This is a genomic window from Rhizobium sp. LEGMi-198b, from assembly GCF_054114205.1.
Genome location: NZ_JBSYVH010000010.1, coordinates 92,776 through 114,576, shown reverse-complemented (window position 1 = coordinate 114,576; position 21,801 = coordinate 92,776). Strand labels below are relative to the sequence as shown.

The following is a 21,801-nucleotide window of genomic DNA, read 5'->3' as shown; positions in this document are numbered from 1 at the left end:
TACCTTACTTCGCCGCTGCAACCGCCGAGACGAGTTCCTTGACCGCGTCATCCGACGACAGATCGCCGTTGAATTCGCGGGTTACGACGTCGTAGATCGCGTTCTTGACGGCAGCCGGATTGGCGTGGCCATGGGCCATGGAGCCCATCAGCGTGCCGTTCTTATTGGCTTCGGCCAGATCCTTAATCGCCTTCTTGCCGCAATCATCGAAGGCGGTATCCGGAACGTCGGTGCGGGCCGGAACCGAGCCCTTGACGACATTAAAAGCCGACTGGAAGGTCGGGCTTTCGATCGAGGACGCCATTTGCATCTGCGCCGGGATCTTGTCGGCGGAGACCTTGAACATCGCGAATTGGTCGGAGTTGAAGGTCACCGAGCCCTGCGTTCCCGGGAAGCGGATGCAGACGAAATCCTTACCCGGCACCTTCTTCGCCTTCAGGAATTCGCCCTTGGCCCAGTCGCCCATGAACTGCAGGCCGGCCTTGCCTTCGATGACCATGCCGGAGGCAAGATTCCAGTCGCGGCCGGAGAAGTTGTCATCGACATAGGAGCGCAACTTCGTCATGCGGTCAAAGGCTTCCTTCATCTTCGGGCTGCCGAGCGTATCGGGATCGAGATCGATGAAGGCCTTCTTGTAGAAGTCGTTGCCAAACGAGAGCACGACGGCGTCGAAGATCGTCGCATCCTGCCACGGCTGGCCGCCATGGGCGATCGGCGTGATTCCTTGCTTCTTGAAATTGTCGAGCAGCGCGATCAGCTCGTCCCAATTCTCCGGCACCTTGCCGCCGGCCTTGTCCAGCGCTTCCTTGTTGATCCACACCCAGTTGGTGGAGTGGACGTTTACGGGAGCGGCGATCCAATGGCCGTCATATTTGGAGAATTTCTGCAGGGCAGTCGGGACCACCTTGTCCCAGCCTTCCTTATTGGCGACCGCATCGAGATTGCCGAGCGAACCTTCCTTGGCCCAGTCGAGAATGTCGAAGCCGAGCATCTGCACGGCGGTCGGCGGGTTGCCACCCGTGACGCGGGCGCGCAGAACGGTCATGGCCTCGCTGCCGCCACCGCCGGCAACCGGCATGTCGACCCAGCCTATGCCCTTCGATTCCAGATCCTTCTTCAAGACTTCCAGCGCCGACGCCTCGCCGCCCGAGGTCCACCAATGCAGGACTTCCACACTTTCGGTGGCATGCACTACGGTCACGGTGCCCGTCATAAGAAGGGCAGCCGCAGCCACAGATGTCATCAATTTACGCATATTTTCCTCCCGGTTTTAAACAGTTGCGCAGCAAGACCTCCTCCCGCTGCTTCCTCCCTGTTCCGCGCTCTTCGCGAGGAACAAATCGACCATGGCCTCCCAGCCATGGGCATTCATCTCACCTCGGCATCCACCAGCCGGTGCGCCGGCCGATATGCATATTGAGCGTTTTTGTCTCGGTATAATCTTCCACCGCATGCCGGCCGAGCTCGCGCCCGAGTCCCGATTGGCGATAGCCGCCGAAGGGCAGTTCCGCTGCGCCATCCATGAAGGTGTTCATCCAGATCGTGCCGGCCCGCACCCGTCGCCCGATCGTCAGGCAGGTATCGAAATCGCGGCTCCAGACGCCGGCGGAAAGGCCGTAATCGATGGAATTGGCGATGCGGATCGCATCTTCGGTCGTCTCGAACGTCAGCACCGAAAGGACAGGTCCGAATACCTCCTCCTTTGCCACCGCCATCTCCGGTTTGACGTCTGCGAGAATGGTCGGCGCCATGTACTGGCCGAAGCCGAAATCGATCTGGCTGCCGCCATGCGCCACGGTCGCGCCGCTCTTTGCTGCGCCGGAAACATAGCCCTGGATCTTCTGCAAATGTTGCGGCGTGATGATCGCGCCCACTTGCGTGGAAGGGTCGAGCGGATCGCCGACCCTCACCTTTTCCGACAGGCTGGCGATACGCGCCGTGACATCCTTGGCAATATCGCGATGGATGATCAGTCGTGAGCCGGCATTGCAGCATTCGCCGGCGTTGAAATAGGCGCCGAACACCGCGGCATCGACGAACTCATCGAGATTGGCGTCGGGAAAGACGATCTGCGGGTTCTTGCCGCCGAGTTCGAGCGAAACCTTCTTCAGCGTCTGCGCCGCACTCGCCATGGTCAGCCGCCCAACGCCGGTCGAACCGGTGAAGGAGATCATGTCGACATCCGGATGGCTGGTCATCGGCGCACCGACATCGGCACCCGTACCAACGAGGATATTGACGACGCCGGCCGGCACGCCGGCTTCCATCAGGATTTCGCCGAGCACCAGAGTCGAGCCAGACGTTAGCTCGGAGGGTTTGATCACCGCCGAGCAACCGGCGGCAAGCGCAAATGGTAATTTCTGACTTACGATAAGGAACGGGAAATTCCAGGGCGTGATGATCGAGACAACCCCGATCGCTTCACGCAACACGACGCCCATCGTGCCATCGCCAAGCGTGTTGTAGCTCTCGCCGTGCAGGTCGCGTGCAAGGGCGGCCGCATAGCGCCAGATATCGGCGGAACCGGCAATCTCGCCGCGCATCTGCGTGATCGGCTTGCCGGCCTCGATGGCGTCGAGATAGGCGAGCTCCTCGGCCCGCGCCGAGATCATGTCGGCGGCCTTCAGCAGCATGTTGGAGCGTTCCGCCGCCGTCATGCGCGGCCAGGGACCGTGGTCGAATGCCTTGCGCGCGGCCGCGATAGCCAGATGCGCATCGTCCTTGGTCGCGGATTTATAGCGGCTGACGGTGACGCCATGGCTCGGCGCCACGCGCTCGATCGTGCCGGTCTCGATGCCTTCGACCCATTTGCCGTCGATCAGCATCTTGAATTCGCGCACTTTTACATCGGGAAGCGCCTGTGGCTTCACAAGAACCGTCATCACCATTCCCCCTTGAACTCGGCGGCGCGTTTGCCGGCAAAGGCCGCAACGCCCTCCTTGAGGTCACCGGTTTTGGCGACCAGGATCGATCCCAACGCCTCGACGGCGGACCCATTATCCTCGCCATTGGCCGAAGCGATCATCAGCTTTGCAATCTCCAGCGCCGCCGGTCCGCGCGTGGCAATCCGCGCTGCGTAATCCCTGGCGGCGGCAAGCACCGTTCCCGTTTCGACGACCGCGTCCACAAGACCGTAGGCGCGTGCTTCCTCGGCGGAAAACATCTCTCCGCCCAGCACCATACGCCGCACGATCTGCGCGCCAAACCGCTTGGTAAGCCGCTGCGTACCGGACCAGCCCGGAACCATGCCGAGGCTGGTTTCCGGCAGGCCGATCCTGATCTGGCTTTCCGCAATGCGGATATCGGCCGCAGCCGCCAGTTCCAGCCCGCCGCCGAGCGCATGACCATTCAATGCGGCGATCACCGGCATGCGGAGCGTCGCCAGCCGCTCGAAAACACGATGGCCGAAGCGCACCCAGGCATGGCCGAACTCGTTGGCCGCCATACCGCCCCAGGCCTTGATATCGCCGCCGGCCGAAAAGGCCTTGCCTTCGCCGATAAGGATCGCGACGCGGACGGAACTATCCGCCTCCACATCGTCGCAGGCAGCGGCCAGCGCCTTCAGCATGTCGATGTCGAAGGCGTTGAGCTTTTCCGGCCGCGAGACGGTAATCGTCGCGACGGAACCTTCTACAGAAACCTTGACCTCACCCATGGCGCGCTCCTTCCAGAACACGCTTGGCCTTGGCGGGCAGCGTCAGACCGATAGGCGCGTCTTGGAACAAAGCTGCATCCATCACCTTCAGCCGGTCGGAGACGAGCAGCGGGAATTCCGACTGATCGAGAATATGCGCCTCCAAATCGACGCCGGGCGCGATCTCCGTCAGCAACAAACCGTCCGGCGTCAGCTTCATCACGCAGCGCTCGGTGACATAGGTGATATCCTGCCCCTGTGTGATGCCGCGGGGGCCGGAGAAGGTAACGTGCTCGACCGCGTTCACCAGCTTCTTCAGCTTGCCTTCCTTCTCGATGACAAGCCGGCCATCCTCAACACCAAGCTTCGCGCCAGCATTGAACATGCCGGAGAAGACGATCTTCTTCGCCCGCGCGGTGATATCGACGAAGCCGCCGGCGCCGGCCGTCACATGCGGCCGGAAGCTGAGGCGGGAGACATTGACTGAACCGTCGCGGCCGATCTCCAGGAAGGAGAGAAGCGAAGCGTCGAAACCGGCGCCCTGGAAATAGGTGAACTGATAGGGCGACGGCATGAAGGCGTCGGCGTTCGACGCGCAGCCGAAAGCGAAATCGAGTAGCGGCACTCCCCCCACCGCCCCTTGCTCGATCACCCAGGTGACCGCGCCATGCAGCCCCTCTTCCATCAGGATACGCGGCACATTGGCCGAAATGCCGAAACCGAGATTGACGGCGCTGCCGGATTGCAGCTCCTGCGCCACCCGCCGGGCAATGACCTTCTGGATATTGAATTCCGGCACCCGGAAGCTGTCGAGCGGCCGAAAGATTTCGCCCGAGATCGCCGGATCGTAAAGCGTCTGCGTCGTCTGTTTCTGATCCGGATCGACGACGATATAGTCGACCAAAACACCGGGGATGCGCACGTCATGCGGTTTCAGCGAGCCTTCCTTGGCAAGGCGCTTGACCTGGGCAATGACAATGCCGCCATTGTTGCGGGCTGCGAGCGCCTGGTCGAGCCCGCCGAGATAGGCGCCTTCATGCTCATAGGTGAGATTGCCGCGCTCGTCGGCGGTCGTCGCCCGGATGATTGCCACCTGCGGCGCGATCGCCTTGAAATAAAGCCAGTCTTCCCCCTCGAACGGGATGCGCTTCACCACCGGCTCAGCCCCGGCAGCCGCATTCATGGCGCAGCCCTCGCGGTTCGGGTCAACGAAGGTATCGAGGCCGACCTTGGTCAACACGCCGGGACGCTTGGCGGCGGCCTCGCGATGCATGTCGAAGAGGATGCCGGACGGAATATTATAGGCCGCGACTTCGTTGTTGCCGATCATCTGCCAGATCAGCGGCGGTTCGGAACTGGACGGGCCGGATGGATAGGAGCCGCCGATGATCGTCTTCAGCAGACCTTTCCTGGCGATATGATCGACGCCCTTGATGCCGCTCATATCACCGGCGGCGATCGGATGCAGCGTCGTCAGGTCACGCGGATGGCCGGTCGCGTCGAAACGCTCGCCGATCGCCTTCAGCATCAGGTCCGGGCAGCCGAGACCGCTTGAGGAAGAGACGGAGACGATGGCGCCATCGGGGATCAGGGCAGCCGCCTCGGCGGGGGTGATGTGCTTGTTCATCGCGACGCTCAAAGTCCTGGATCAATCTTGGCGGCTTCGCGGGTGGCAGCCGATTTGACGACGGCGAGACCCGTTGCCAGCGACCACACACCGTCCTCGCCGGTCGCCGACGGCTTTCCCCTGCCCTCGATCGCGCCATGAAAGGCGGCAAGCGCCGTCTCATAGAGATTGTGGTGATGGAGCGGCAGCTCGTTTTGGCCATCGCGGTCGCGCAGGTAGACATGACCGACAGGCTGCTGCGTCATGACATTGCGGCCGATCAGCGAGCCGTCGGTGCCGTGCACCTCGAAGCCGGTCTCGGCATATTTTGTGGTAAAACCGTCGTGGAACTGCGCAATGACGCCGGACCTGAACCGCAGAGCCCCCATGACGGCATCCTCAAGCCCCGCCTTGCCCATGCCACCGCTCTGGCCAAGGGCGATCGCTTCCACCGGATCGTCGTTCAGCACAAAGCGCAGCGTATCGGCATCGTGTACGGTGATATCGAGAATGACGCCGCCGCCCGCCTGCGGCTTGTCCACCCGCCAACCCTGCAGATGCGGCGGCAGATAGACGGCGTGAAACACACGGGCGCTCAGCGGCTTGCCGATCTTGCCGGCGGCGATTGCATCCCGCATCGCGCGGAGGCTGGCGGCATTGCGCAGATGATGGTTGGTGCCCATGATCACGCCGGCGCCCTTCGCGGTCTGCACCATGAGGCGCGCGTCTTCCAGCGTCAGCGCCAGCGGCTTTTCACAGAGCACATGCTTGCCGGCCTTGACTGCCGCCAGGGTCTGGTCGCGATGCAATTCGTTGGTCGTCGAGATGTAGACGGCATCGACATCGGGATCAGTGACGAGATCGGCGACATCCGTCACCGATTTGGCAATACCATTCTCAGCCGCATAGGCGCGGCCACGCTCCGCGTCCCTGCTCATCACCGAGACGACGTCGCCGCCGGTTGCGCGTATTGCGCCGATCATCCATTCGCGGGCGATTGTGCTTGCACCGATCAAGCCCCATTTTACATTGGTCATGACACGGCCCTCCTTGCCGCTGGGTCCAGCCCGGTTCCGCAGCTTTGACGCACCACCAGCCGAACGGCGCTGACGATCGCCTCCGCCTCCACCTTGCCGGAATTGATCTGCTTCAAGAGCAACTGTGCGGCGCGCCGGCCCATGCCCTGCGGATCGACGGAAACCGTCGTCAGTGCTGGCACTGCACTTTCGGCTTCGATCACATCGTCGAAACCGACCACCGCAAAATCGACGCCTGGCTCCAGCCGCCGTGCCCTCAGACCGTCGCAAACGCCGAAGGCGACCGCATCGTTGAAACACACTGCCGCCGTCGGCTTATGAGCCAGCAGCATGGCGCGGCCGACCGCTTCGACGCCGCCGGCGCGCGACGGCGCGGTCGCAACGACGAGATCGTCGTCAAATGCGATCTCCGCCTTGGCGAGCGCATCACGATAGCCGTCGAGCCGTTCGGCAAAGACGGCGGTGTTGGCAAAGCCGCCCATGAAAGCGATGCGGCGGTGGCCGAGACCGGCCAGATGCTCGACCGCCGCCGATGCGCCGGCAAAATTGTCCGACACCAGCGACGAGACCTTTGCGCCGGGAATATTGCGCACGACGATCACAACCGGAATGCCGGCATTGGTCAGCGATTTGAAGTCGGCCGCTTCTGTACCGCGTGCAGGCGAGACGATCAGGCCGGAAATGCCGTGCTCGCGCATCGAGGCGACGACCTCCCGCTGCCGGTCTATGCTCTCGCCGGTATTGGACAGGAACTGCACATAGCCGGCCGACTGCACGACCATATCGACGCCAACGGCGAGCTCCGCAAAGAAGCTGTTGGTGAGGTCGTTGACGACAATGCCGACGATCTTCGACTTCGATTGCCGCAGATTGGCGGCACCGCGATTGTAGACATATCCGAGCTCGCGGATCACCGCATTCACCTTGGCCCGCGTCGCCTCGTTGACCAGCGGGCTGCCCTGCAGAACGAGCGACACGGTCGATTTCGACACGCCGGCGGCGTGCGCAATATCGATGACCGTGACACGTGCCTTGCTCATGAAGCTCCACCAAATCCCTTGCTCTCTGCCATGGGATAATTATTTGGAACGTTCCAAATTTTGTCAATGGGTAAATGGAAAGGTTTGACGAGAATGCTTAGAAGGCTGCGCGAAAACGCACAATTCGCGGACGTTTTCGGGAGAAAACTAAATCACACACCGAGGGCTTCGTCTCCAAGAACACCCTCACAGAAACTTGGAACGATCTAAATTATTGCGCTTCGACCGGGCAGCGGAAAGAGAAAACACCCGGCAACCGAACAGGTTACCGGGCGTCCAATGGAAACGAAAATATGCGAGCTGGACGAGCGCGCCGCTTCCCGATCCCCAAAAAAGTGCGCCCGCGGTATCGGCGCAGATACCGCAGGCGCGTCATGCGTCCCTTGAAACCCCCAGGGAGACGCAATCCTGAAGCATGATCCCGAAAAGTGTGAAACGGTTTTCGGACAAGATCATGCTTGAGCAAAAAGTTCGAAATCACTCCCGCTCGCCGGTGAAGTTCAGCAGGAGCTGGAAGATGTTGACGAAGTTCAGGTAGAGCGACAGCGCACCGAAGACGGCGAGCTTCTGTGACGATTCCTGATCGTAGTTCTCGGCATATTGTTCCTTGATATTCTGCGTATCCCAAGCGGTCAGGCCGACGAAGACGACGATACCGATGACCGAGATCGCGAACTGCAGCGCGCTCGAACCCAGGAAGATGTTCACGACGCTGGCGATGATCACACCGAAGAGGCCCATCATCAGGAACGAGCCGATGTTGGAAAGATCACGCTTGGTCGTATAGCCATAGAGGCTGGTCGCGCCGAACATGGTCGCGGCGATGAAGAAGGTCCGCGCAATGCTGGTGCCGGTGAACACCAGGAAGATCGAAGCGAGCGACAGGCCCATGACGGCGCAGAAGGCCCAGAACATCGTCTGCGCCGTGCTAGCCGACATCGATTGGATGCGGAACGAGAAGAACAGCACGAAGGCGAGCGGCGCCAGCATGACGACCCACTTCAGCGGCGTCTGGAAGATCGGCACATAGAGCGCCGGCGTCGTGCCGACGATCAGCGCGACGATGCCGGTCACCACAAGGCCGATACCCATGTAGTTGTAGACGCGCAGCATATGCTTGCGCAGACCTTCGTCGAAGAGCGCCTGCGAGCCGGCGGCGGCTCCATAGCCGTATCGCGGATTGGTCGGGTTCATGGTCGTTCTCCTTTGATTCAAACTAGTACAGACTGCGGGCCAGCTTTTCGGCCTCGCCATCGAGCTCGGCCGCCTTGCCGTTGCCGATCAGCGCATAAGCGACCTCGCCGATCTGCCAATAGGCAGCCTGGACGTCGTCACGCTTCACATGGCTCACCTTCTGGACGGCGAAATTGCCGGGACGGACGGCAAACAGCGACAATTGACCGCCTTCGCCGGCATTGATCGTCATTTCAACGCTCGGACCGAAATCGGAGGGATAGATTTGCGCATCGGTGACGCGCCAACCCTGCGGCAGCTCCGGCAGAACGATTGCTGTCGATGCGCGGATTTCGTCCGGATTGTAGGCCGCATGCGGCGGCTGCGACGTCATCGCTTCGCGCAGGGCTGTCGCCCGGTAGGCTTGCACCGCACCGTCGACGAAAGCGGGCGCCGGAACGGATGCGTTGACTTCGCTCGCGCTGAAAGCGCCGAAGGATGTATGCGCGACCCAGCCGGCCGCCATCAGCATCACGACGGCGGCAACTCGCTGGAACGAGCTCAGAACCCGGCCATAAGCCAGCCCGCGCTCCAGCCGCCGTGCGGCTTCGCGCGTTTCCGCCTTCGCCGCCAGTCCTTCGCCGGCGAGCGCCATGCGCAGTTCGCCGCGGATGCTCATATCGGCCATGACCTTGGCGGCGATCGCGGGATGTTCCGAAAGATAGGATTCCACCTCGACACGGCGCGCGACGGTCAGCTCACCGTCGACATAAGCATCGAGATCAGCGTCGATGACGGGATCAATTGTCTTCATTGCCGCCTCCGATAAGTCGAAGATGCGAAACCGCGGGTGTATTCTCGAAATTCCTCAGGCTGGCGCGGGCGCGGGCGATGCGCGACATCAGCGTGCCGACGGGAATGCCGAGCGCAGATGCCGCCTCCTGATAGGAAAGATCTTCGATCGCCACGAGATGCAGCGCTTCGCGTTGCTCTTCCGGCAGGTTGAAGAAGGCGTTGCGCACCTGTTTCAGGCGCACGGCATGATCCTGCGAGGCCGGAAGTGCCTGGTCGAATTCAACAGCCGCCTCTTCATGCCGGCGATTGAGCGAGCGCGTCTGACGCAGCCGGTCGATATGGGCGTTGTGCAGGATCGAGAGCAGCCAGGTGCGCAGGTTCGCGCCGCGCCTGAAGGACGACTTTCGCTCATAGGCCTTGACCAGCGCATCATGCACCAGGTCTTCCGCCTCATCCGCATTGCGGACCAGCGAACGGGCATAGCGTCTCAGCGAACCGAGCTGCCCCAAAACATCGAATGTGCGTCCTTTGCGTTCCATACCCCAATATACGGAAGCCGAGACGATCTTATTCCACGGTCGGACAAATATTTTTTCCGAGCGGCTGCAGCAGCCGGCATTGTTGGATATATCGACGGGGCTGAAATGGCAGAGGACGACCTGATGAAAAGCATCCGCATTGCAGCCGCTTTGATCCTGCGCGGCAACGGCGACACCTTGCTGGTCCGCAAGCGGGGGACATCAGCCTTCATGCAGCCGGGCGGCAAAATCGAAGCCGGTGAAACCGCCGTGGCCGCCCTTATCCGTGAACTGAATGAGGAAATCGGTCTGCGCTTGACCGCGACGCAGCTAAGTCCTTTCGGCAGCTTCGAAGCTGAGGCCGCCAACGAGCCGGATCATCGCGTGATCGCCGAGGTGTATCGCCTCGATATCGGCGATGATCGCATTCAGCCCGCCGCCGAGCTCGAGGAAATACGGTGGATATCTCCAGCCAATCCCGGCGATATCCCTTTGGCACCCCTCACGGAACACCACATCCTGTCCGCTCACCGGCATCTGCTTTCCGCCGGCATGGACTAGAACCGGGTTAATTCCCCGACGCATTCGCTTCGACCAAAACCGGATCGGCGCGATAGTCTTTCGGGAAAATGCGCTGCAGATTCTTAATCTTCGGCAGGTCGTTGATGACGATATAGGGATAGTTGGGATGGGTCGTCAGGAAGTCCTGATGATAATCCTCGGCGGCATAGAATTGCCGTGCCGGCTCGATCTTAGTGACAATGGCCCCTTCGAAAACCTTGGCGTGATTGAGCTGGTCGATATAGGCCTTGGCGACGTTGGCCTGCTCGGCATTGGTGGGGAAGATCGCCGAACGATACTGCGTGCCGCTGTCCGGCCCCTGATAGTTGAGCTCCGTCGGATCATGGGCGACAGAGAAGTAGATTTGCAGCAGATGCCCGTAACTGATCTTGTGCGGATCGAAAACGATGCGCACGGATTCGGCATGTCCGGTATCGCCGGTGCCCACCATCTCATAGTGAGCCGCGTCCTTGTTGCCGCCGGTATAACCCGACGTGGCGCTGATGACGCCGTTGACATGCTGGAACACGCCCTGCACGCCCCAGAAGCAACCGCCCGCAAGAACCGTGGTCTCCGTGCCGGCGGAGCCCGGCTTTTCGTCCAGGGCCGGCGCCGGAATGACGCGAGCGTCGTCGGCCGAGGCGCTGGTAACGAATTGCAACGCAACGCCCGCAAGCAAGATCGCACCGGCGGCAAAGGCGGCCGGACGGGCAACACGCGGCAGAAGCCTGCGGATCATATCTTTCGATGCACCGTTCATGATGATCTCCTCTCGGCAGCGATTATAAAATCTCTCGTCGCTAGGGGATACGGGAGGATAGGGCATTTTGTTACACACGGGGCGCGTGAAACACCGAAACGTGATGGCGCGTCACGGCCGGAATGGCAGACAAACGAATTGGAAGCCGGGAACGATCTCAGAGATCCATCATCATCTCGTGCCACGCCTTCCCGCCATGGTCGGATGCGGATGGCTTTATGTAGCGATATCCCATCTTCTCGTAGAGCGCGACGTGGTGGTCCCTGCACATAAGATGGATTGTCTTCTTGCCCATCTCGGTCATCCGGCGGATGAACTCGGTCATCAGGAGCTTGGAATAGCCTTTGCCTTGCTCGGCGGGATCGACGACGACCGACATGATGACGACGTTTGGCGCAGCCGGATCGTGACCAATCAGTTCCTTGAATTCCTCGTCCGACATCACGACGTCAAATGCGCATCCGCTGTTGATGAAACCGACAATCCGGCCCTCCGCCTCAAGGATCAGAAAGCCCTCCGGATACTCCGCTATGCGCGTTGCGATCTTTTCCAACGTCGCTGCCTCATCGCCCTCATAGGCGGAGGTCTCGATGTTGAAACAATAAGCTGCATCGCCCGGTACGGGTTGGCGGAAGGTGAGCTGCATGATCATGGATATCTCTTCAGGGTTCGTATTTCCAAGCCGATATAGCGCATTCCGGAAACGATTGTGCTGCATTGATTTCAGCTTAAAATGCACAGCATGCATTCGATCGTACGCCGCCTTGATCTCAACCTGCTTGTTGTCTTCGATGCCATATACCGGCACCGAAGCATCCTCGCCGCATCGAACGAACTGGGGATGAGCCCATCGGCCTGCAGCCATGCGATCGCGCGGCTTCGCGATGCTCTCTCCGATGAGCTGTTCGTCCGCTACGGCAATGCCATGCAACCAACTGCGCAGGCTATTGAGATCTCGGCTGGTGTTGAAGAGGCGCTTCGAATTCTCGGAAATCAACTCGCCGGTGCGCAGCCCTTCCAGCCGGCGACCAGTCGCCTCGCCTTCACCTTCGCCGCGACCGATTTCACCGCGTTCGCAGTTCTGCCTTCCTTGATCTCTCGCTTGGAGAAGGAAGCTCCTCGCCTCCGTATCAAGGTCATCCATTCCGGGCACGAACAATCGCTCGATGATTTGGTAGCCGGGAAAGTGCACTTCGCCCTCGGTTTTACGGAGGGCTCTGCCGCCACCTATGAAGGCGTCGAGGGGTTCAACTGCTTCTCCGACGAGTATATCGTTGCTGCGCGGCAGAACCACCCTCGGATCAGCGACGCTCTTACCTTGGACCAGTATCTGCGCGAGCGGCATGTCGCCGTGCTTCCGTGGAGCGACGCGGGAAGCGTCGTCAGCGGGTCGCTATCCAAAGCAGGTTATCGTCGGGACGTGGCGGTCGAGCTTCCGAGTATAATGGCTGCTCCATTCATCGTAGCCACGTCGGATTTTCTAATCACGATACCAAGGCGAGCGGCGGAGGGACTGGCAAAGGCAGTTCCTCTTTCGCTGTATCCTGCGCCATTCAAACTTCCGATGTACACGCTTCGGGTCTTCTATCATTCCCGGCATGCCAGTGCACCGGCGCATCGCTGGATGCAGGATCAGTTACGACAAGCCTTCTCCAGCGCCTGAAAATGACGGATGACATTGGCCTGCCGATGGAACCGCTCAATAATGCGGCGGCTTGGTGATGGCCGGCGCATCCAGCGTCTGTTCTTCCAGCGTCAGGAAGCGCTCGGTCAGCCGGTCGAGCTTCTGCCGTGTCTGCTCGATCACTTTCCACTGCTCCGCCACCTGATCGGACAGTTCCTCGATTGTCTTGGCCTGATGGGCCACCTGTTCTTCGAGCGCGGTGATGCGGCTTTGTTCGTCTGACATCTCTGTTCCCCTTCGGCAGCGATCTATAGCACTCGGATAACAGGCGTATAGAGTCTCAATGCGGCATAGGACAGGCACAGGCGCCTTTTGACGGTGATGTGACAAAACTGAAAAACAGGTGAAAAGACCCGTTACCTAACTGACATCAGGGCCTTCTAAACAGGACGGCAGGAAGCGCCGGTTCTGAAGGAACTCCCTTGGCAAGCGCTCTCTTTCTAAGATTTCCGGAGAAGCGCCTTGAAGATCATCCAGATCACCGACACGCATTTGAGCCCCAACAAGCCGCATTTCAACGGCAATTGGGAGCCGCTGGCGAAATGGATCGAGGCGTGCGGCGCCGATCTCATCATCCATACCGGCGACCTCAGCGTCGACGGCGCCGACAAAGATGAAGATCTTATCTTTTCCATGGACATGATGCGGCAAGTCTCCGTGCCGATGCTTATCGTGCCCGGCAACCACGATGTCGGTCACCTGCCCGGCTCCTATCAGCCTGTCAATCCGGAGCGCCTCGCGCGCTGGCGTCGCCTCGTCGGCCCGGATTATTGGGCGGAAGACGTCTATAATTGGCGGCTGATCGGCCTCAACAGCCTGCTTATGGGCTTCGAGGATGCCGAAGAGCAGAAGCAGTTCGACTGGCTGCAGGACATGCTCGAAAGCCGTGGCGACCGCCGCGTTGCCGTCTTCGCGCACAAGCCGCTGTTCGTCGATGCGCCAGATGAGGGTGATACCGGCTATTGGAGCGTGCGCCCGGCGCAGCGCCGCCGGCTTTATGATCTAATCGCGGCCCATGATGTCGCCCTCTTCGGCAGCGGCCATCTGCACTGGAGCTGGGAAGGCCGCTTCAACGACACGAATCTCGTCTGGGCACCGCCCAGCGCCTTCATCCTCGACAAGATGGAACGCGAAATGCCCGGCGAACGGCTGATCGGCGCTGCGATCCATCAGCTTGGCGAGACGGTATCCACCGAGCTCGTCGCCGTGCCCGGCATGACCGCCTACTTCCTCGATGACGTCGTCATGGAAGTCTATCCGCAGGCGGCACCCAAGGCACAGAAGGAGCCGACCGAATGAGCGCCCTCTCGCTTGCCGGCATTACCAAATCTTTCGGCGGCAACGCCATCCTGAAGGGCGTCAGCCTTAAGGTCGAGCCGGGCGAGTTCATCGCCCTCGTCGGCCCGTCCGGCTGCGGCAAGAGCACGCTGCTGCGCATTCTCGCAGGGCTTGATCACGCCGACAGCGGCGAAATCATCCTTGGCGGCAGCGACGTTTCCGGCGTTGCTGCGGCAGATCGCAACATCGCCATGGTCTTTCAGTCCTACGCGCTCTATCCGCACCTGACCGCCTCGGAAAACATCGCCGTACCGCTCGCCATGCGCCGCCTGTCGCGCGCCCAGCGCCTGCCCTTCATCGGCGCGCTGATCCCCGGTCAAAAGAATATCCGCTCCGGCATCATCCGCGATGTCCGCGAGATGGCGACGTCACTGAAGATCGACCATCTGCTTGACCGCAAGCCCGGCCAGATGTCCGGCGGCCAGCGCCAGCGCGTGGCGCTCGCCCGCGCCATGGTGCGCCGCCCAGCCGTCTTCCTCATGGACGAGCCGCTCTCCAATCTGGATGCCAACCTGCGTGTCCATGCCCGCGGCGAAATCGTCGACCTGCATCGCCGCGCCGGCGTGCCGACCGTCTATGTCACCCACGATCAGGCCGAGGCGCTCTCCATGGCCGATCGCGTCGCCGTGATGATAGGCGGTCAATTGCTGCAGCTCGCCTCTCCGCAGACCATCTATGACGACCCGGCCCATATCGAGGTCGCCCGCTTCGTCGGCCAGCCGCGTATCAACCTGCTGCCGGCGCGGGTCGAAAACGGCACCGTCGCCTTCGGTGGCATCCGGCTGGCGCTGGAAGACGGCAGCGTTGCCGGCAACAATGTCACGCTCGGCATCCGGCCGGAATTCGTCTGCCTGGCTGACAGCCGGCAGGACGCGCTGGCCGCCCATATCGAGCGGATGGAATTCCTCGGCTCCGAAGTCATCCTGCACGCCCGGCTCGACGGCATCGGCGAAAGCATGATCGCCAAGCTCACCCCCGCCGATGCGAGCGGCCTCTCCACCGGCATGCCGGTGGCGCTGGGCCTATCGGCGGAACAGGCAATGGTCTTTGCCGAAGATGGTCGTCGCCTCCGCGCCATGCCCGCTGCAGCCGATGCGACCAGGGAGAAGGCCCATGGCTAGCATCGCCGCCACGTCCCTGCCGATGCAGTCGGTGGCGGCACGCGAGCGCGACGAAGCTCGAACGGCCCTGCTGCTGGCGCTGCCGGCCATCATCCTGATCGTAATTTTCATTCTCCTGCCGATCGTCGCCGTCGTCTTCCTCGGCTTCACCGATTTCCAGCTTGGCGACAAAAGCTTCCGCTTCGTCGCCTTCGAGAATTTCGCACATCTTCTCAGGGATCGCACATTCCAGAAATCCCTGTGGAACACGGCGATCTATACGGCGATCGTCGCGCCCTTCTCGATCGTGCTCGGCCTTGGCGTGGCACTGTTGATCGAAAGCGAAGGCATCGGCCGCAGCTTCTTCCGAACGGCCTATTTCCTTCCCGTTGCCTCCCTGATCGTCGCGATGGCGACCGTCTGGCAATATCTCTTCCATCCGACCATCGGCCCGATCAATGCGCTTCTTGCCGAAATCGGCCTGCGCGGCCCGAACTGGCTCGGCTCGTCGGCAACGGCGCTCTACAGCCTGTCGATCATCGGCGTCTGGCAGTCGGTCGGTTTCAACATGGTGCTGTTCCTCGCCGGCCTCACCGCCATTCCGCGCGAGCTCTACGCCGCCGCCGAAGTCGACGGCGCGAAATCGGCGTGGGACCGCTTCTGGCTCGTCACCTGGCCGATGCTCGGACCGACGACACTGTTCGTCACCACGATCAGCATCATCAACGCCGTCAAGGTCTTCGATACCGTCAGGACGCTGACTGAGGGCGGCCCGAACCATGCCTCGGAAGTGCTGCTCTTTACCATCTACCAGGAAGGCTTCGTCTATCTCCGGGTCGGCTATGCCTCGGCAATGACCACGGTCTTTCTCGCCATCCTCGTGGTGCTGACCTTCCTGCAATATCGCATCCAAGACCGGCAGGTGCATTACACATGACCTCGACAGGCTTCACTCCCGGCCGCATCCTGCGCCTCGCCGTGCTGATCGTCGGCTCGCTCGTCTTCCTCGCGCCCTACATCTTCATGATCTCAACCGCCGGCAAGGCGCAGGACGATATCTTCACCTCCGCTCTGAAGCTCATTCCGACTCATTTCTTCTATGTCGAGAACATCACGCATGCGTTAGCCAAGGTGCCGATGGGCACGCTGCTGCTCAACGGTGTCCTCGTCTGCGGCCTGATCTTCTTCTTTCAGGTGCTGATCGCCATTCCCTGCGCTTACGCCATGGCGAAGCTGAAATTTCCGGCCGCACGCTCGATGATGGTATTGGTCATGCTTGGCCTGCTGATCCCGATCCATGCAACGGCGCTGCCGCTCTATGTCGGCTTCAACAGCCTGTCGCTGCTGAACAGTTATACCGCCCTCGTCGCGCCCTTCTCGATCTCGGTCTTCGCGATCTTCATGTTCCTGCAGTTCTTCCGCACCATGCCCGACGACCTGATCCATGCCGCCCGCCTCGACGGCATGTCGGAACTCGGTATCGTTGCCCGCGTCATCGTGCCGAACGCCTGGCCGGCCGTCACCGCCTTCGCGATCTTCTCGGTCGTCGCACACTGGAACGACCTCTATTGGCCGCTGATCGTCGTCAGCAAGCAGGACTACGCCACGCCGCCGCTGGGCCTCATGTATTTCCGCGCCGCCGAGGCAGGCGACGATTACGGCGCGCTGATGGCCGCCACGCTGATTATCACCCTTCCCCTCGTCGGCGCATTCCTGCTCGCGCAGAAACGCTTCGTCGAGGGCATCACCATGACCGGTCTCAAAGGCTGACTGGTTCCCTAGAGTGGATGATTTTAGATCGCATCGATCTAAAATCTGAATCCGCTCTAGAATCAAAGAAGTAGAGCATGATGTCGTCCGAAAACCGCTTACACTTTTCGGCATCATGCTCGAACAGGAGAACGAGCGATGAAGCATATCACCCAGATTCTCGCCGCCGCGGCCATTTCGATGGTCGTGACGGTCCCGGCCTATGCCGAGACGACCTTGACGGTTCATTACCCCATGCCCGGCTTCTTCAAGAACGTGATGGACACGATCTCGAAGAAGTTCATGGAGGAAAACCCCGACATCAAGATCCAGTTCGCTGCTCCTTCGGCCACCTATGAAGAAGGGATTCAGACCATCCTGCGCCAGGCCGGCACGAGCGAGATGCCCGATGTCACCTTCATCGGCCTCAACCGCCTGCGCATGATGGACGAGCGCAACGTCGCCGTAGATCTCGGCCCCCTCGTCAAGAAAGAGGGCAACATGGCCGAGCAGGGCTTCTCGGACACGATCCTGAAGCTCGCCCAGGTCAAGGGCAAGCAGGTCGGCCTCGCCTTCGCAACGTCGAACCCGATCATGTACTACAACGCCGACCTGGTGAAGGCTGCCGGTGGTAACCCGGACAACCCGCCGAAGACCTGGGATGAAGTCATCGCGCTTGCCGGCAAGATCAAGGCGCTCGGCAACGGCGTCGACGGCATGGACTTCCGCTGGCAGGGCGACGACTGGATGTTCTCCGCCCTCCTCTTCGGCGCCGGCGGCAAGATGCTGAGCGACGACGAAACCAAGGTCGCCTTCAACGGTCCCGAAGGCCAGAAGGCCGTCGATCTGATCGCGCGCTTCGTCAAGGAAGGCGGCATGCCGGTCTTCACCAAGCCTGCCGGCGAACAGGCCTTCGCCGCCGGCAAGGTCGGCTTCGAATTCCAGACGACCGGTGCACTCGTCAACACCATCAAGAATGTCGGCGCCAAGTTCGACCTGCGCACCGCCAAGATCCCGCTGATCGACCCGGTCAACGGCCGCCTGCCGACCGGCGGCAACGCCGTCGTCATCCTGACCCATGACCCCGTCAAGGAAGAAGCTGCCTGGAAGTTCGCCAAGTTCGCGGCCGGCCCCTATGGCGCCTCGGTCGTCGTTCCCGGCACCGGCTATGTTCCGAACAACGAACTCGCCGCCAAGTCGCCGGATTACCTTGGCGACTTCTACAAGAAGAACCCGCTATTCCAGGCAGGCCTCCGCCAGATGTCGGTCATGATCCCCTGGTATGCCTTCCCGGGCGCCAACGGCGTCAAGGTCACCCAGACGATCGTCGACAACCTGTCGCGCATCGTTGACGGCTCGGCCACGCCGAAGGAAGCGCTTGATGACGCCGCTTCCGACGTCGAAGGCATGCTGCCGCGTAGCTGATATTCGATCTGATCGCAAAAGCCGCGCCGCTTCTCTTCGGAGAGGCGGCGTTTTTATTTGCGGCATGCTACGGAATGGCGTTGAGATCGCGGACCGTTCCACCGGGTCGTAACCGATAAGCCACGGTCAGGTGGCGCGGCGGCGCGGCATTCTCCGCCATGTCGAGCAGCAAAGAGGCTGCTGCGGCTCCCATCGTTCCGTCCGGAATTTCGACCGTCGTCAGGGAAACCTCTCCTAGAAAGCCGAGGGAAATTCCGTCGAAGCCAGCGACCGACACATCGCGCGGGATGGAAAGGCCTTGGCGTCGAAGTGCACCCATGACACCGAGCGCCAGAAGATCGTTCGACGCGATGATTGCCGTCGGGCCAAACCGCGAAACCGCATCCGAAAGATCGAGCTGTTCCAGGCTGTTCACGAAGGAAATCTCCAGGGCATCCAGGGGCTGCTGCCGCGCCGCCTCCATCGCCCTGACATAGCCGAGATAGCGCAGCCTCGCCCGATCCGATGCCGAAAAATGGCCTGATATGAACAGGATGCGGCGGTGCCCCTTGTGCAGGAGGTGCTCGGTCAGGTCCCGGCCCGCACCGAAATTATCGGTCGCAACGGCGGCGGTAAAGCGGGCGGTCGGCGGATTGCCGAGCAGCACGGTCGGCGGCAGGGCGGATGACAGGACGAGGCTGCGTTCGGGATCGCAGAGCGTGAGGATGAGACCGGTCGGCTGCTGCTGGAGAAGCGATGCGACGGCATCGGCTTCTTGTGCCGGATCATAATTCGATTGCGCGATCAGCACGCTATGCCCGGCATGCAAAGCCCTGTTCTGGATGCTCGAAAGCGATGCCGCAAAGACGGGATTGGTGATGCTGGGGATGAGCACGCCGATCGCCGGCCGGCCATTGCCGCTGCGGCTGCCGGGGCGATAGCCAAGCTCCGCCGCCGCGCGGCGCACGCGCCGCACCATTTCGTCGCTGACCGGGCCGTTGCGATTCATCACCCGGCTGGCGGTCGCAACCGAACAACCGGCGCGAAAAGCGACTTGCTGGAGCGTCGACATGATCTCACGCACCTCCGGCTTCACCTCCGGCAGCATCGAGAATAGCATCGGCCTACGGGAGTAGCCGGCTATTATCCGAGGTCCGTGACAGTTATTTGAAGGATTTTTATCTCCCTCAGCTCATCCATTTCCGATGTTCGACAAAGCGCTCCGCGACGAGATCGATGAAGATCCGCGTTTTTGTCGGCAGGTAAGTGCGGTTTGGATAGATGGCGTTGATTGAGAATTCCGCCGGCTTGTAGTCCGGCAGCATCCGCACCAGCGCGCCGGAGGCCAGATCGTCCATGATGAGAAAGCTGGGTGCCAGGAATACCCCCTGTCCGTTCAGCGCCATATAGCGCAGGGTCTCGGCACTGGTGGTCACGATATTGCCGCCGACCTTCACATCAACCTGTTTCTCGGTCTCGGTGAAAAAACGCCAGTCGTCGCCATAGGGGTAATAGGAGTAGCGCAGGCAATTGTGGCTCGCGAGATCGGCGGGTTCCGTCACGGCGGGATGCGTCCGGGGATAATCCGGTGAGCAGACCAGCACATGCCGCCAGGGCGTCAATCGCCGTGCCACCAGGCTGGAATCGGGCGGCATCGTCGTGCGGATGGCAAGGTCATAGCCCTCCTCGATCAGGTCGATCATCCGCTCGCCGATGCTCAGGTCGACCGTCACGGAAGGGTACAGGCTCAGATACTCGTTGATGACGGGCGACAAGAAGCGGGTAATATGCGTGCTGGTATAGAGTTTCAGCGTGCCGCGCGGCGTCGAGGTTGCGGCACCCGCAGCACTGTCGGCCTCCTCCAGATCGGCGAGAATCTGGCTCGACCGCTCGTAATAGAGCTTGCCGGTTTCGGTGAGACTGACTTTGCGCGTCGTGCGGTTCAGCAGCCGGACGCCGAGCCGATCCTCCAATGATTGTATATGGTTGCCGACCATGGTGACCGACATGTTGAGGCGTCGCGCGGCTGCCGAAAACCCACCGCATTCCACCACGCGACCAAACACCTGGAGGCTCGTCAGCCTGTCCATATCGACCCTCGATTATCCGCTCTGAGTTGATGATCCTTCCCGATTTAAGCACATTATCACGCGACACGTCAGGGCGCATTCTCCAGCCATCGAAACACCGGCCTTCGCACAGAGGTCGAGATCATGGAGAGAAACAATGGTTGAGTTGCCTCGCAAGGAGCAGTTCCAGACCGTCCTGGAAGCAGATGTCAAAACCCCCGCCGTCGCCGAGGCGCCGGCCACTGGAACTCCCGCAGCTGAAACTCCGAAGTCCAAATCGGGCGGCAAGATAGTCAAGCGCACGATCATCGCCGCCGCATTGCTGGCCGGCGCCGCCTTCACCGGCGACTATGGCTATCATTACTGGACGACGGGCCGCTTCATCGAATCGACCGACGACGCCTATGTGAAGGCCGACTACACCACCATCGCTCCGAAGATTTCCGGGTATATCGCCGAGGTGCTGGTCAACGACAACGATCACGTCAAGGCCGGCCAGGTGCTGGCGCGCGTCGACAACCGCGACTATCGCGCAGCGCTGACCCAGGCTCAGGCCGACGTCAAGGCCGCCGGGGCCGCCATCACCAATCTCGACGCGCAGATCGCCCTGCAGCAATCCGTCATCGACCAGGCCAAGGCTACCATCGTTGCCTCCCAGGCTTCATTGACCTTCGCCGAAGCCGATGCCCAGCGCTCGCAAAACCTGATCCGCAACGGCGCGGGTACGACCCAGCGCGCCGAGCAGAGCCAGTCTGCCCGAGACCAGGCCGCAGCCAACCTTCAGCGCGACCAGGCCGCCCTCGTCGCCGAGCAGAAGAAGATTGCGGTGCTTCAGACCCAGCATGATCAGGCCGTCGCCCAGCGCGATCGAAGCGCCGCAGCCGCCCATCAGGCCGAGCTCAATCTTTCCTATACCGAGATCGTCGCTCCCGTGGACGGCACCGTCGGCGCCCGCACGCTGCGTGTCGGTCAGTTCGTCACCGCGGGCACGCAGTTGATGGCGGTCGTGCCGCTCAACGCGGTCTATGTGGTCGCCAATTTCAAGGAAACGCAACTGACCTACGTCCGCCCCGGCCAGCCGGTCGACATCAAGGTCGACAGCTTCCCGGATGCCGCCATTAAGGGCCATGTAGACAGCGTATCGCCGGCAAGCGGCCTCGAATTCTCGCTGCTGCCTCCGGACAACGCGACCGGCAACTTCACCAAGATCGTCCAGCGCATTCCCGTGAAGATCACGCTCGACGATGCAAGCCTTGCCGGCCTGCTGCGCTCCGGCATGTCGGTCGAACCCGACATCGACACCAAGGCGGCCGTACAGGGCCGACACTGAGGC

22 protein-coding genes are annotated in these 21,801 nt (G+C 61.3%); 8 read left to right on the top strand and 14 right to left on the bottom strand.

The genetic code is table 11. The features are described from left to right. Positions 1-4: 4 nt before the first annotated feature. From ACXHXG_RS29445 to ACXHXG_RS29405, 9 genes are all read right to left on the bottom strand, one after another. Positions 5-1,255: an ABC transporter substrate-binding protein gene (locus tag ACXHXG_RS29445; protein ID WP_104824416.1), complete on the bottom strand. Its 1,251-nt coding sequence runs from the start codon at positions 1,253-1,255 to the stop codon at positions 5-7. 118 nt (positions 1,256-1,373) lie between these two features. Further along, positions 1,374-2,882 carry an aldehyde dehydrogenase family protein gene (locus tag ACXHXG_RS29440; RefSeq protein WP_457901580.1) on the bottom strand — a complete coding sequence of 503 codons (1,509 nt, stop codon included), beginning with the start codon at positions 2,880-2,882 and terminating at the stop codon, positions 1,374-1,376. After that, on the bottom strand, positions 2,882-3,655 hold the full coding sequence (locus ACXHXG_RS29435; protein ID WP_104824418.1) for an enoyl-CoA hydratase/isomerase family protein: 774 nt from the start codon (positions 3,653-3,655) through the stop codon (positions 2,882-2,884). The genes ACXHXG_RS29440 and ACXHXG_RS29435 overlap by 1 nt, the downstream gene beginning before the upstream one ends. After that, positions 3,648-5,261, bottom strand: a complete 1,614-nt coding sequence (locus tag ACXHXG_RS29430) for an acyl CoA:acetate/3-ketoacid CoA transferase (RefSeq protein WP_457901579.1) — start codon at positions 5,259-5,261, stop codon at positions 3,648-3,650. Before ACXHXG_RS29430 ends, ACXHXG_RS29435 begins: the two co-directional genes overlap by 8 nt. Before the next feature lie 8 nt (positions 5,262-5,269). Beyond that, the gene (locus ACXHXG_RS29425; protein ID WP_260303160.1) at positions 5,270-6,277 is read right to left on the bottom strand and encodes a Gfo/Idh/MocA family protein; all 1,008 of its coding nucleotides are present in this window, start codon (positions 6,275-6,277) and stop codon (positions 5,270-5,272) included. Further along, positions 6,274-7,317 (bottom strand): LacI family DNA-binding transcriptional regulator, encoded by a 1,044-nt coding sequence (locus ACXHXG_RS29420; RefSeq protein WP_285169573.1) that lies wholly within the window; start codon positions 7,315-7,317, stop codon positions 6,274-6,276. The genes ACXHXG_RS29425 and ACXHXG_RS29420 overlap by 4 nt, the downstream gene beginning before the upstream one ends. 477 nt (positions 7,318-7,794) lie before the next feature. Then, the gene (locus tag ACXHXG_RS29415) at positions 7,795-8,511 is read right to left on the bottom strand and encodes a Bax inhibitor-1/YccA family protein (protein ID WP_104824422.1); all 717 of its coding nucleotides are present in this window, start codon (positions 8,509-8,511) and stop codon (positions 7,795-7,797) included. A gap of 22 nt (positions 8,512-8,533) precedes the next feature. After that, positions 8,534-9,304, bottom strand: a complete 771-nt coding sequence (locus ACXHXG_RS29410; protein WP_457901578.1) for an anti-sigma factor family protein — start codon at positions 9,302-9,304, stop codon at positions 8,534-8,536. Further along, positions 9,291-9,824, bottom strand: coding sequence for a sigma-70 family RNA polymerase sigma factor (locus ACXHXG_RS29405; protein ID WP_457901577.1), 534 nt, complete (start codon positions 9,822-9,824; stop codon positions 9,291-9,293). Before ACXHXG_RS29405 ends, ACXHXG_RS29410 begins: the two co-directional genes overlap by 14 nt. 123 nt (positions 9,825-9,947) lie before the next feature. Here ACXHXG_RS29405 and ACXHXG_RS29400 point away from each other — a divergent pair, with 123 nt between their 5' ends. Then, positions 9,948-10,364, top strand: coding sequence for an NUDIX hydrolase (locus ACXHXG_RS29400; RefSeq protein WP_457901576.1), 417 nt, complete (start codon positions 9,948-9,950; stop codon positions 10,362-10,364). 7 nt (positions 10,365-10,371) lie between these two features. On the opposite strand, the gene msrA is transcribed toward ACXHXG_RS29400, so the two are convergent. Next, positions 10,372-11,124, bottom strand: coding sequence for a peptide-methionine (S)-S-oxide reductase MsrA (msrA, locus tag ACXHXG_RS29395; RefSeq protein ID WP_283047566.1), 753 nt, complete (start codon positions 11,122-11,124; stop codon positions 10,372-10,374). 157 nt (positions 11,125-11,281) lie between these two features. Next, positions 11,282-11,776 (bottom strand): GNAT family N-acetyltransferase, encoded by a 495-nt coding sequence (locus ACXHXG_RS29390; RefSeq protein WP_260303166.1) that lies wholly within the window; start codon positions 11,774-11,776, stop codon positions 11,282-11,284. Positions 11,777-11,866: 90 nt separating this feature from the next. Between ACXHXG_RS29390 and ACXHXG_RS29385 the strand changes: the two genes are divergently transcribed. Further along, entirely contained in the window at positions 11,867-12,787 is a 921-nt protein-coding gene (locus ACXHXG_RS29385) for a LysR family transcriptional regulator (RefSeq protein ID WP_457901575.1), read from the top strand. A 36-nt stretch (positions 12,788-12,823) separates the two neighbouring features. On the opposite strand, the gene ACXHXG_RS29380 is transcribed toward ACXHXG_RS29385, so the two are convergent. Next, entirely contained in the window at positions 12,824-13,033 is a 210-nt protein-coding gene (locus ACXHXG_RS29380) for a SlyX family protein (RefSeq protein ID WP_104824426.1), read from the bottom strand. 237 nt (positions 13,034-13,270) lie between these two features. On the opposite strand from ACXHXG_RS29380, the gene ACXHXG_RS29375 reads away from it, so the two are divergent. The 5 genes from ACXHXG_RS29375 to ACXHXG_RS29355 all read left to right on the top strand — a co-directional run bounded on the left by ACXHXG_RS29375 (position 13,271) and on the right by ACXHXG_RS29355 (position 18,420). Further along, positions 13,271-14,107 carry a metallophosphoesterase family protein gene (locus tag ACXHXG_RS29375; protein WP_457901574.1) on the top strand — a complete coding sequence of 279 codons (837 nt, stop codon included), beginning with the start codon at positions 13,271-13,273 and terminating at the stop codon, positions 14,105-14,107. Then, positions 14,104-15,267, top strand: coding sequence for an ABC transporter ATP-binding protein (locus tag ACXHXG_RS29370; protein ID WP_457901573.1), 1,164 nt, complete (start codon positions 14,104-14,106; stop codon positions 15,265-15,267). Before ACXHXG_RS29375 ends, ACXHXG_RS29370 begins: the two co-directional genes overlap by 4 nt. Beyond that, the gene (locus tag ACXHXG_RS29365; protein ID WP_457901572.1) at positions 15,260-16,183 is read left to right on the top strand and encodes a carbohydrate ABC transporter permease; all 924 of its coding nucleotides are present in this window, start codon (positions 15,260-15,262) and stop codon (positions 16,181-16,183) included. Before ACXHXG_RS29370 ends, ACXHXG_RS29365 begins: the two co-directional genes overlap by 8 nt. After that, positions 16,180-17,016, top strand: coding sequence for a carbohydrate ABC transporter permease (locus ACXHXG_RS29360; RefSeq protein ID WP_457901571.1), 837 nt, complete (start codon positions 16,180-16,182; stop codon positions 17,014-17,016). The genes ACXHXG_RS29365 and ACXHXG_RS29360 overlap by 4 nt, the downstream gene beginning before the upstream one ends. Before the next feature lie 138 nt (positions 17,017-17,154). Beyond that, the gene (locus ACXHXG_RS29355; protein ID WP_457901570.1) at positions 17,155-18,420 is read left to right on the top strand and encodes an ABC transporter substrate-binding protein; all 1,266 of its coding nucleotides are present in this window, start codon (positions 17,155-17,157) and stop codon (positions 18,418-18,420) included. Positions 18,421-18,487: 67 nt separating this feature from the next. Here ACXHXG_RS29355 and ACXHXG_RS29350 read toward each other — a convergent pair whose 3' ends face one another. Together ACXHXG_RS29350 and ACXHXG_RS29345 are read right to left on the bottom strand one after the other, a co-directional pair. Beyond that, complete coding sequence (locus tag ACXHXG_RS29350) at positions 18,488-19,471, bottom strand: substrate-binding domain-containing protein (protein ID WP_104825225.1); 984 nt, start codon at positions 19,469-19,471, stop codon at positions 18,488-18,490. A gap of 115 nt (positions 19,472-19,586) precedes the next feature. Beyond that, complete coding sequence (locus ACXHXG_RS29345; RefSeq protein ID WP_285169565.1) at positions 19,587-20,489, bottom strand: LysR family transcriptional regulator; 903 nt, start codon at positions 20,487-20,489, stop codon at positions 19,587-19,589. A 136-nt stretch (positions 20,490-20,625) separates the two neighbouring features. Between ACXHXG_RS29345 and ACXHXG_RS29340 the strand changes: the two genes are divergently transcribed. Next, positions 20,626-21,798: an HlyD family secretion protein gene (locus ACXHXG_RS29340; protein WP_457901569.1), complete on the top strand. Its 1,173-nt coding sequence runs from the start codon at positions 20,626-20,628 to the stop codon at positions 21,796-21,798. Positions 21,799-21,801: the final 3 nt, after the last annotated feature.

Coding starts and splice junctions, on each gene's coding strand:
- ACXHXG_RS29430 (WP_457901579.1), bottom strand. CDS start 5,261: ATGAACAAGCACATCACCCCCGCCGAGGCGGCTGCCCTGATCCCCGAT.
- ACXHXG_RS29445 (WP_104824416.1), bottom strand. CDS start 1,255: ATGCGTAAATTGATGACATCTGTGGCTGCGGCTGCCCTTCTTATGACG.
- ACXHXG_RS29385 (WP_457901575.1), top strand. CDS start 11,867: ATGCATTCGATCGTACGCCGCCTTGATCTCAACCTGCTTGTTGTCTTC.
- ACXHXG_RS29380 (WP_104824426.1), bottom strand. CDS start 13,033: ATGTCAGACGAACAAAGCCGCATCACCGCGCTCGAAGAACAGGTGGCC.
- ACXHXG_RS29360 (WP_457901571.1), top strand. CDS start 16,180: ATGACCTCGACAGGCTTCACTCCCGGCCGCATCCTGCGCCTCGCCGTG.
- ACXHXG_RS29390 (WP_260303166.1), bottom strand. CDS start 11,776: ATGATCATGCAGCTCACCTTCCGCCAACCCGTACCGGGCGATGCAGCT.
- ACXHXG_RS29345 (WP_285169565.1), bottom strand. CDS start 20,489: ATGGACAGGCTGACGAGCCTCCAGGTGTTTGGTCGCGTGGTGGAATGC.
- ACXHXG_RS29415 (WP_104824422.1), bottom strand. CDS start 8,511: ATGAACCCGACCAATCCGCGATACGGCTATGGAGCCGCCGCCGGCTCG.
- ACXHXG_RS29405 (WP_457901577.1), bottom strand. CDS start 9,824: ATGGAACGCAAAGGACGCACATTCGATGTTTTGGGGCAGCTCGGTTCG.
- msrA (WP_283047566.1), bottom strand. CDS start 11,124: ATGAACGGTGCATCGAAAGATATGATCCGCAGGCTTCTGCCGCGTGTT.
- ACXHXG_RS29365 (WP_457901572.1), top strand. CDS start 15,260: ATGGCTAGCATCGCCGCCACGTCCCTGCCGATGCAGTCGGTGGCGGCA.
- ACXHXG_RS29340 (WP_457901569.1), top strand. CDS start 20,626: ATGGTTGAGTTGCCTCGCAAGGAGCAGTTCCAGACCGTCCTGGAAGCA.
- ACXHXG_RS29420 (WP_285169573.1), bottom strand. CDS start 7,317: ATGAGCAAGGCACGTGTCACGGTCATCGATATTGCGCACGCCGCCGGC.
- ACXHXG_RS29425 (WP_260303160.1), bottom strand. CDS start 6,277: ATGACCAATGTAAAATGGGGCTTGATCGGTGCAAGCACAATCGCCCGC.
- ACXHXG_RS29350 (WP_104825225.1), bottom strand. CDS start 19,471: ATGTCGACGCTCCAGCAAGTCGCTTTTCGCGCCGGTTGTTCGGTTGCG.
- ACXHXG_RS29355 (WP_457901570.1), top strand. CDS start 17,155: ATGAAGCATATCACCCAGATTCTCGCCGCCGCGGCCATTTCGATGGTC.
- ACXHXG_RS29435 (WP_104824418.1), bottom strand. CDS start 3,655: ATGGGTGAGGTCAAGGTTTCTGTAGAAGGTTCCGTCGCGACGATTACC.
- ACXHXG_RS29370 (WP_457901573.1), top strand. CDS start 14,104: ATGAGCGCCCTCTCGCTTGCCGGCATTACCAAATCTTTCGGCGGCAAC.
- ACXHXG_RS29400 (WP_457901576.1), top strand. CDS start 9,948: ATGAAAAGCATCCGCATTGCAGCCGCTTTGATCCTGCGCGGCAACGGC.
- ACXHXG_RS29440 (WP_457901580.1), bottom strand. CDS start 2,882: ATGACGGTTCTTGTGAAGCCACAGGCGCTTCCCGATGTAAAAGTGCGC.
- ACXHXG_RS29410 (WP_457901578.1), bottom strand. CDS start 9,304: ATGAAGACAATTGATCCCGTCATCGACGCTGATCTCGATGCTTATGTC.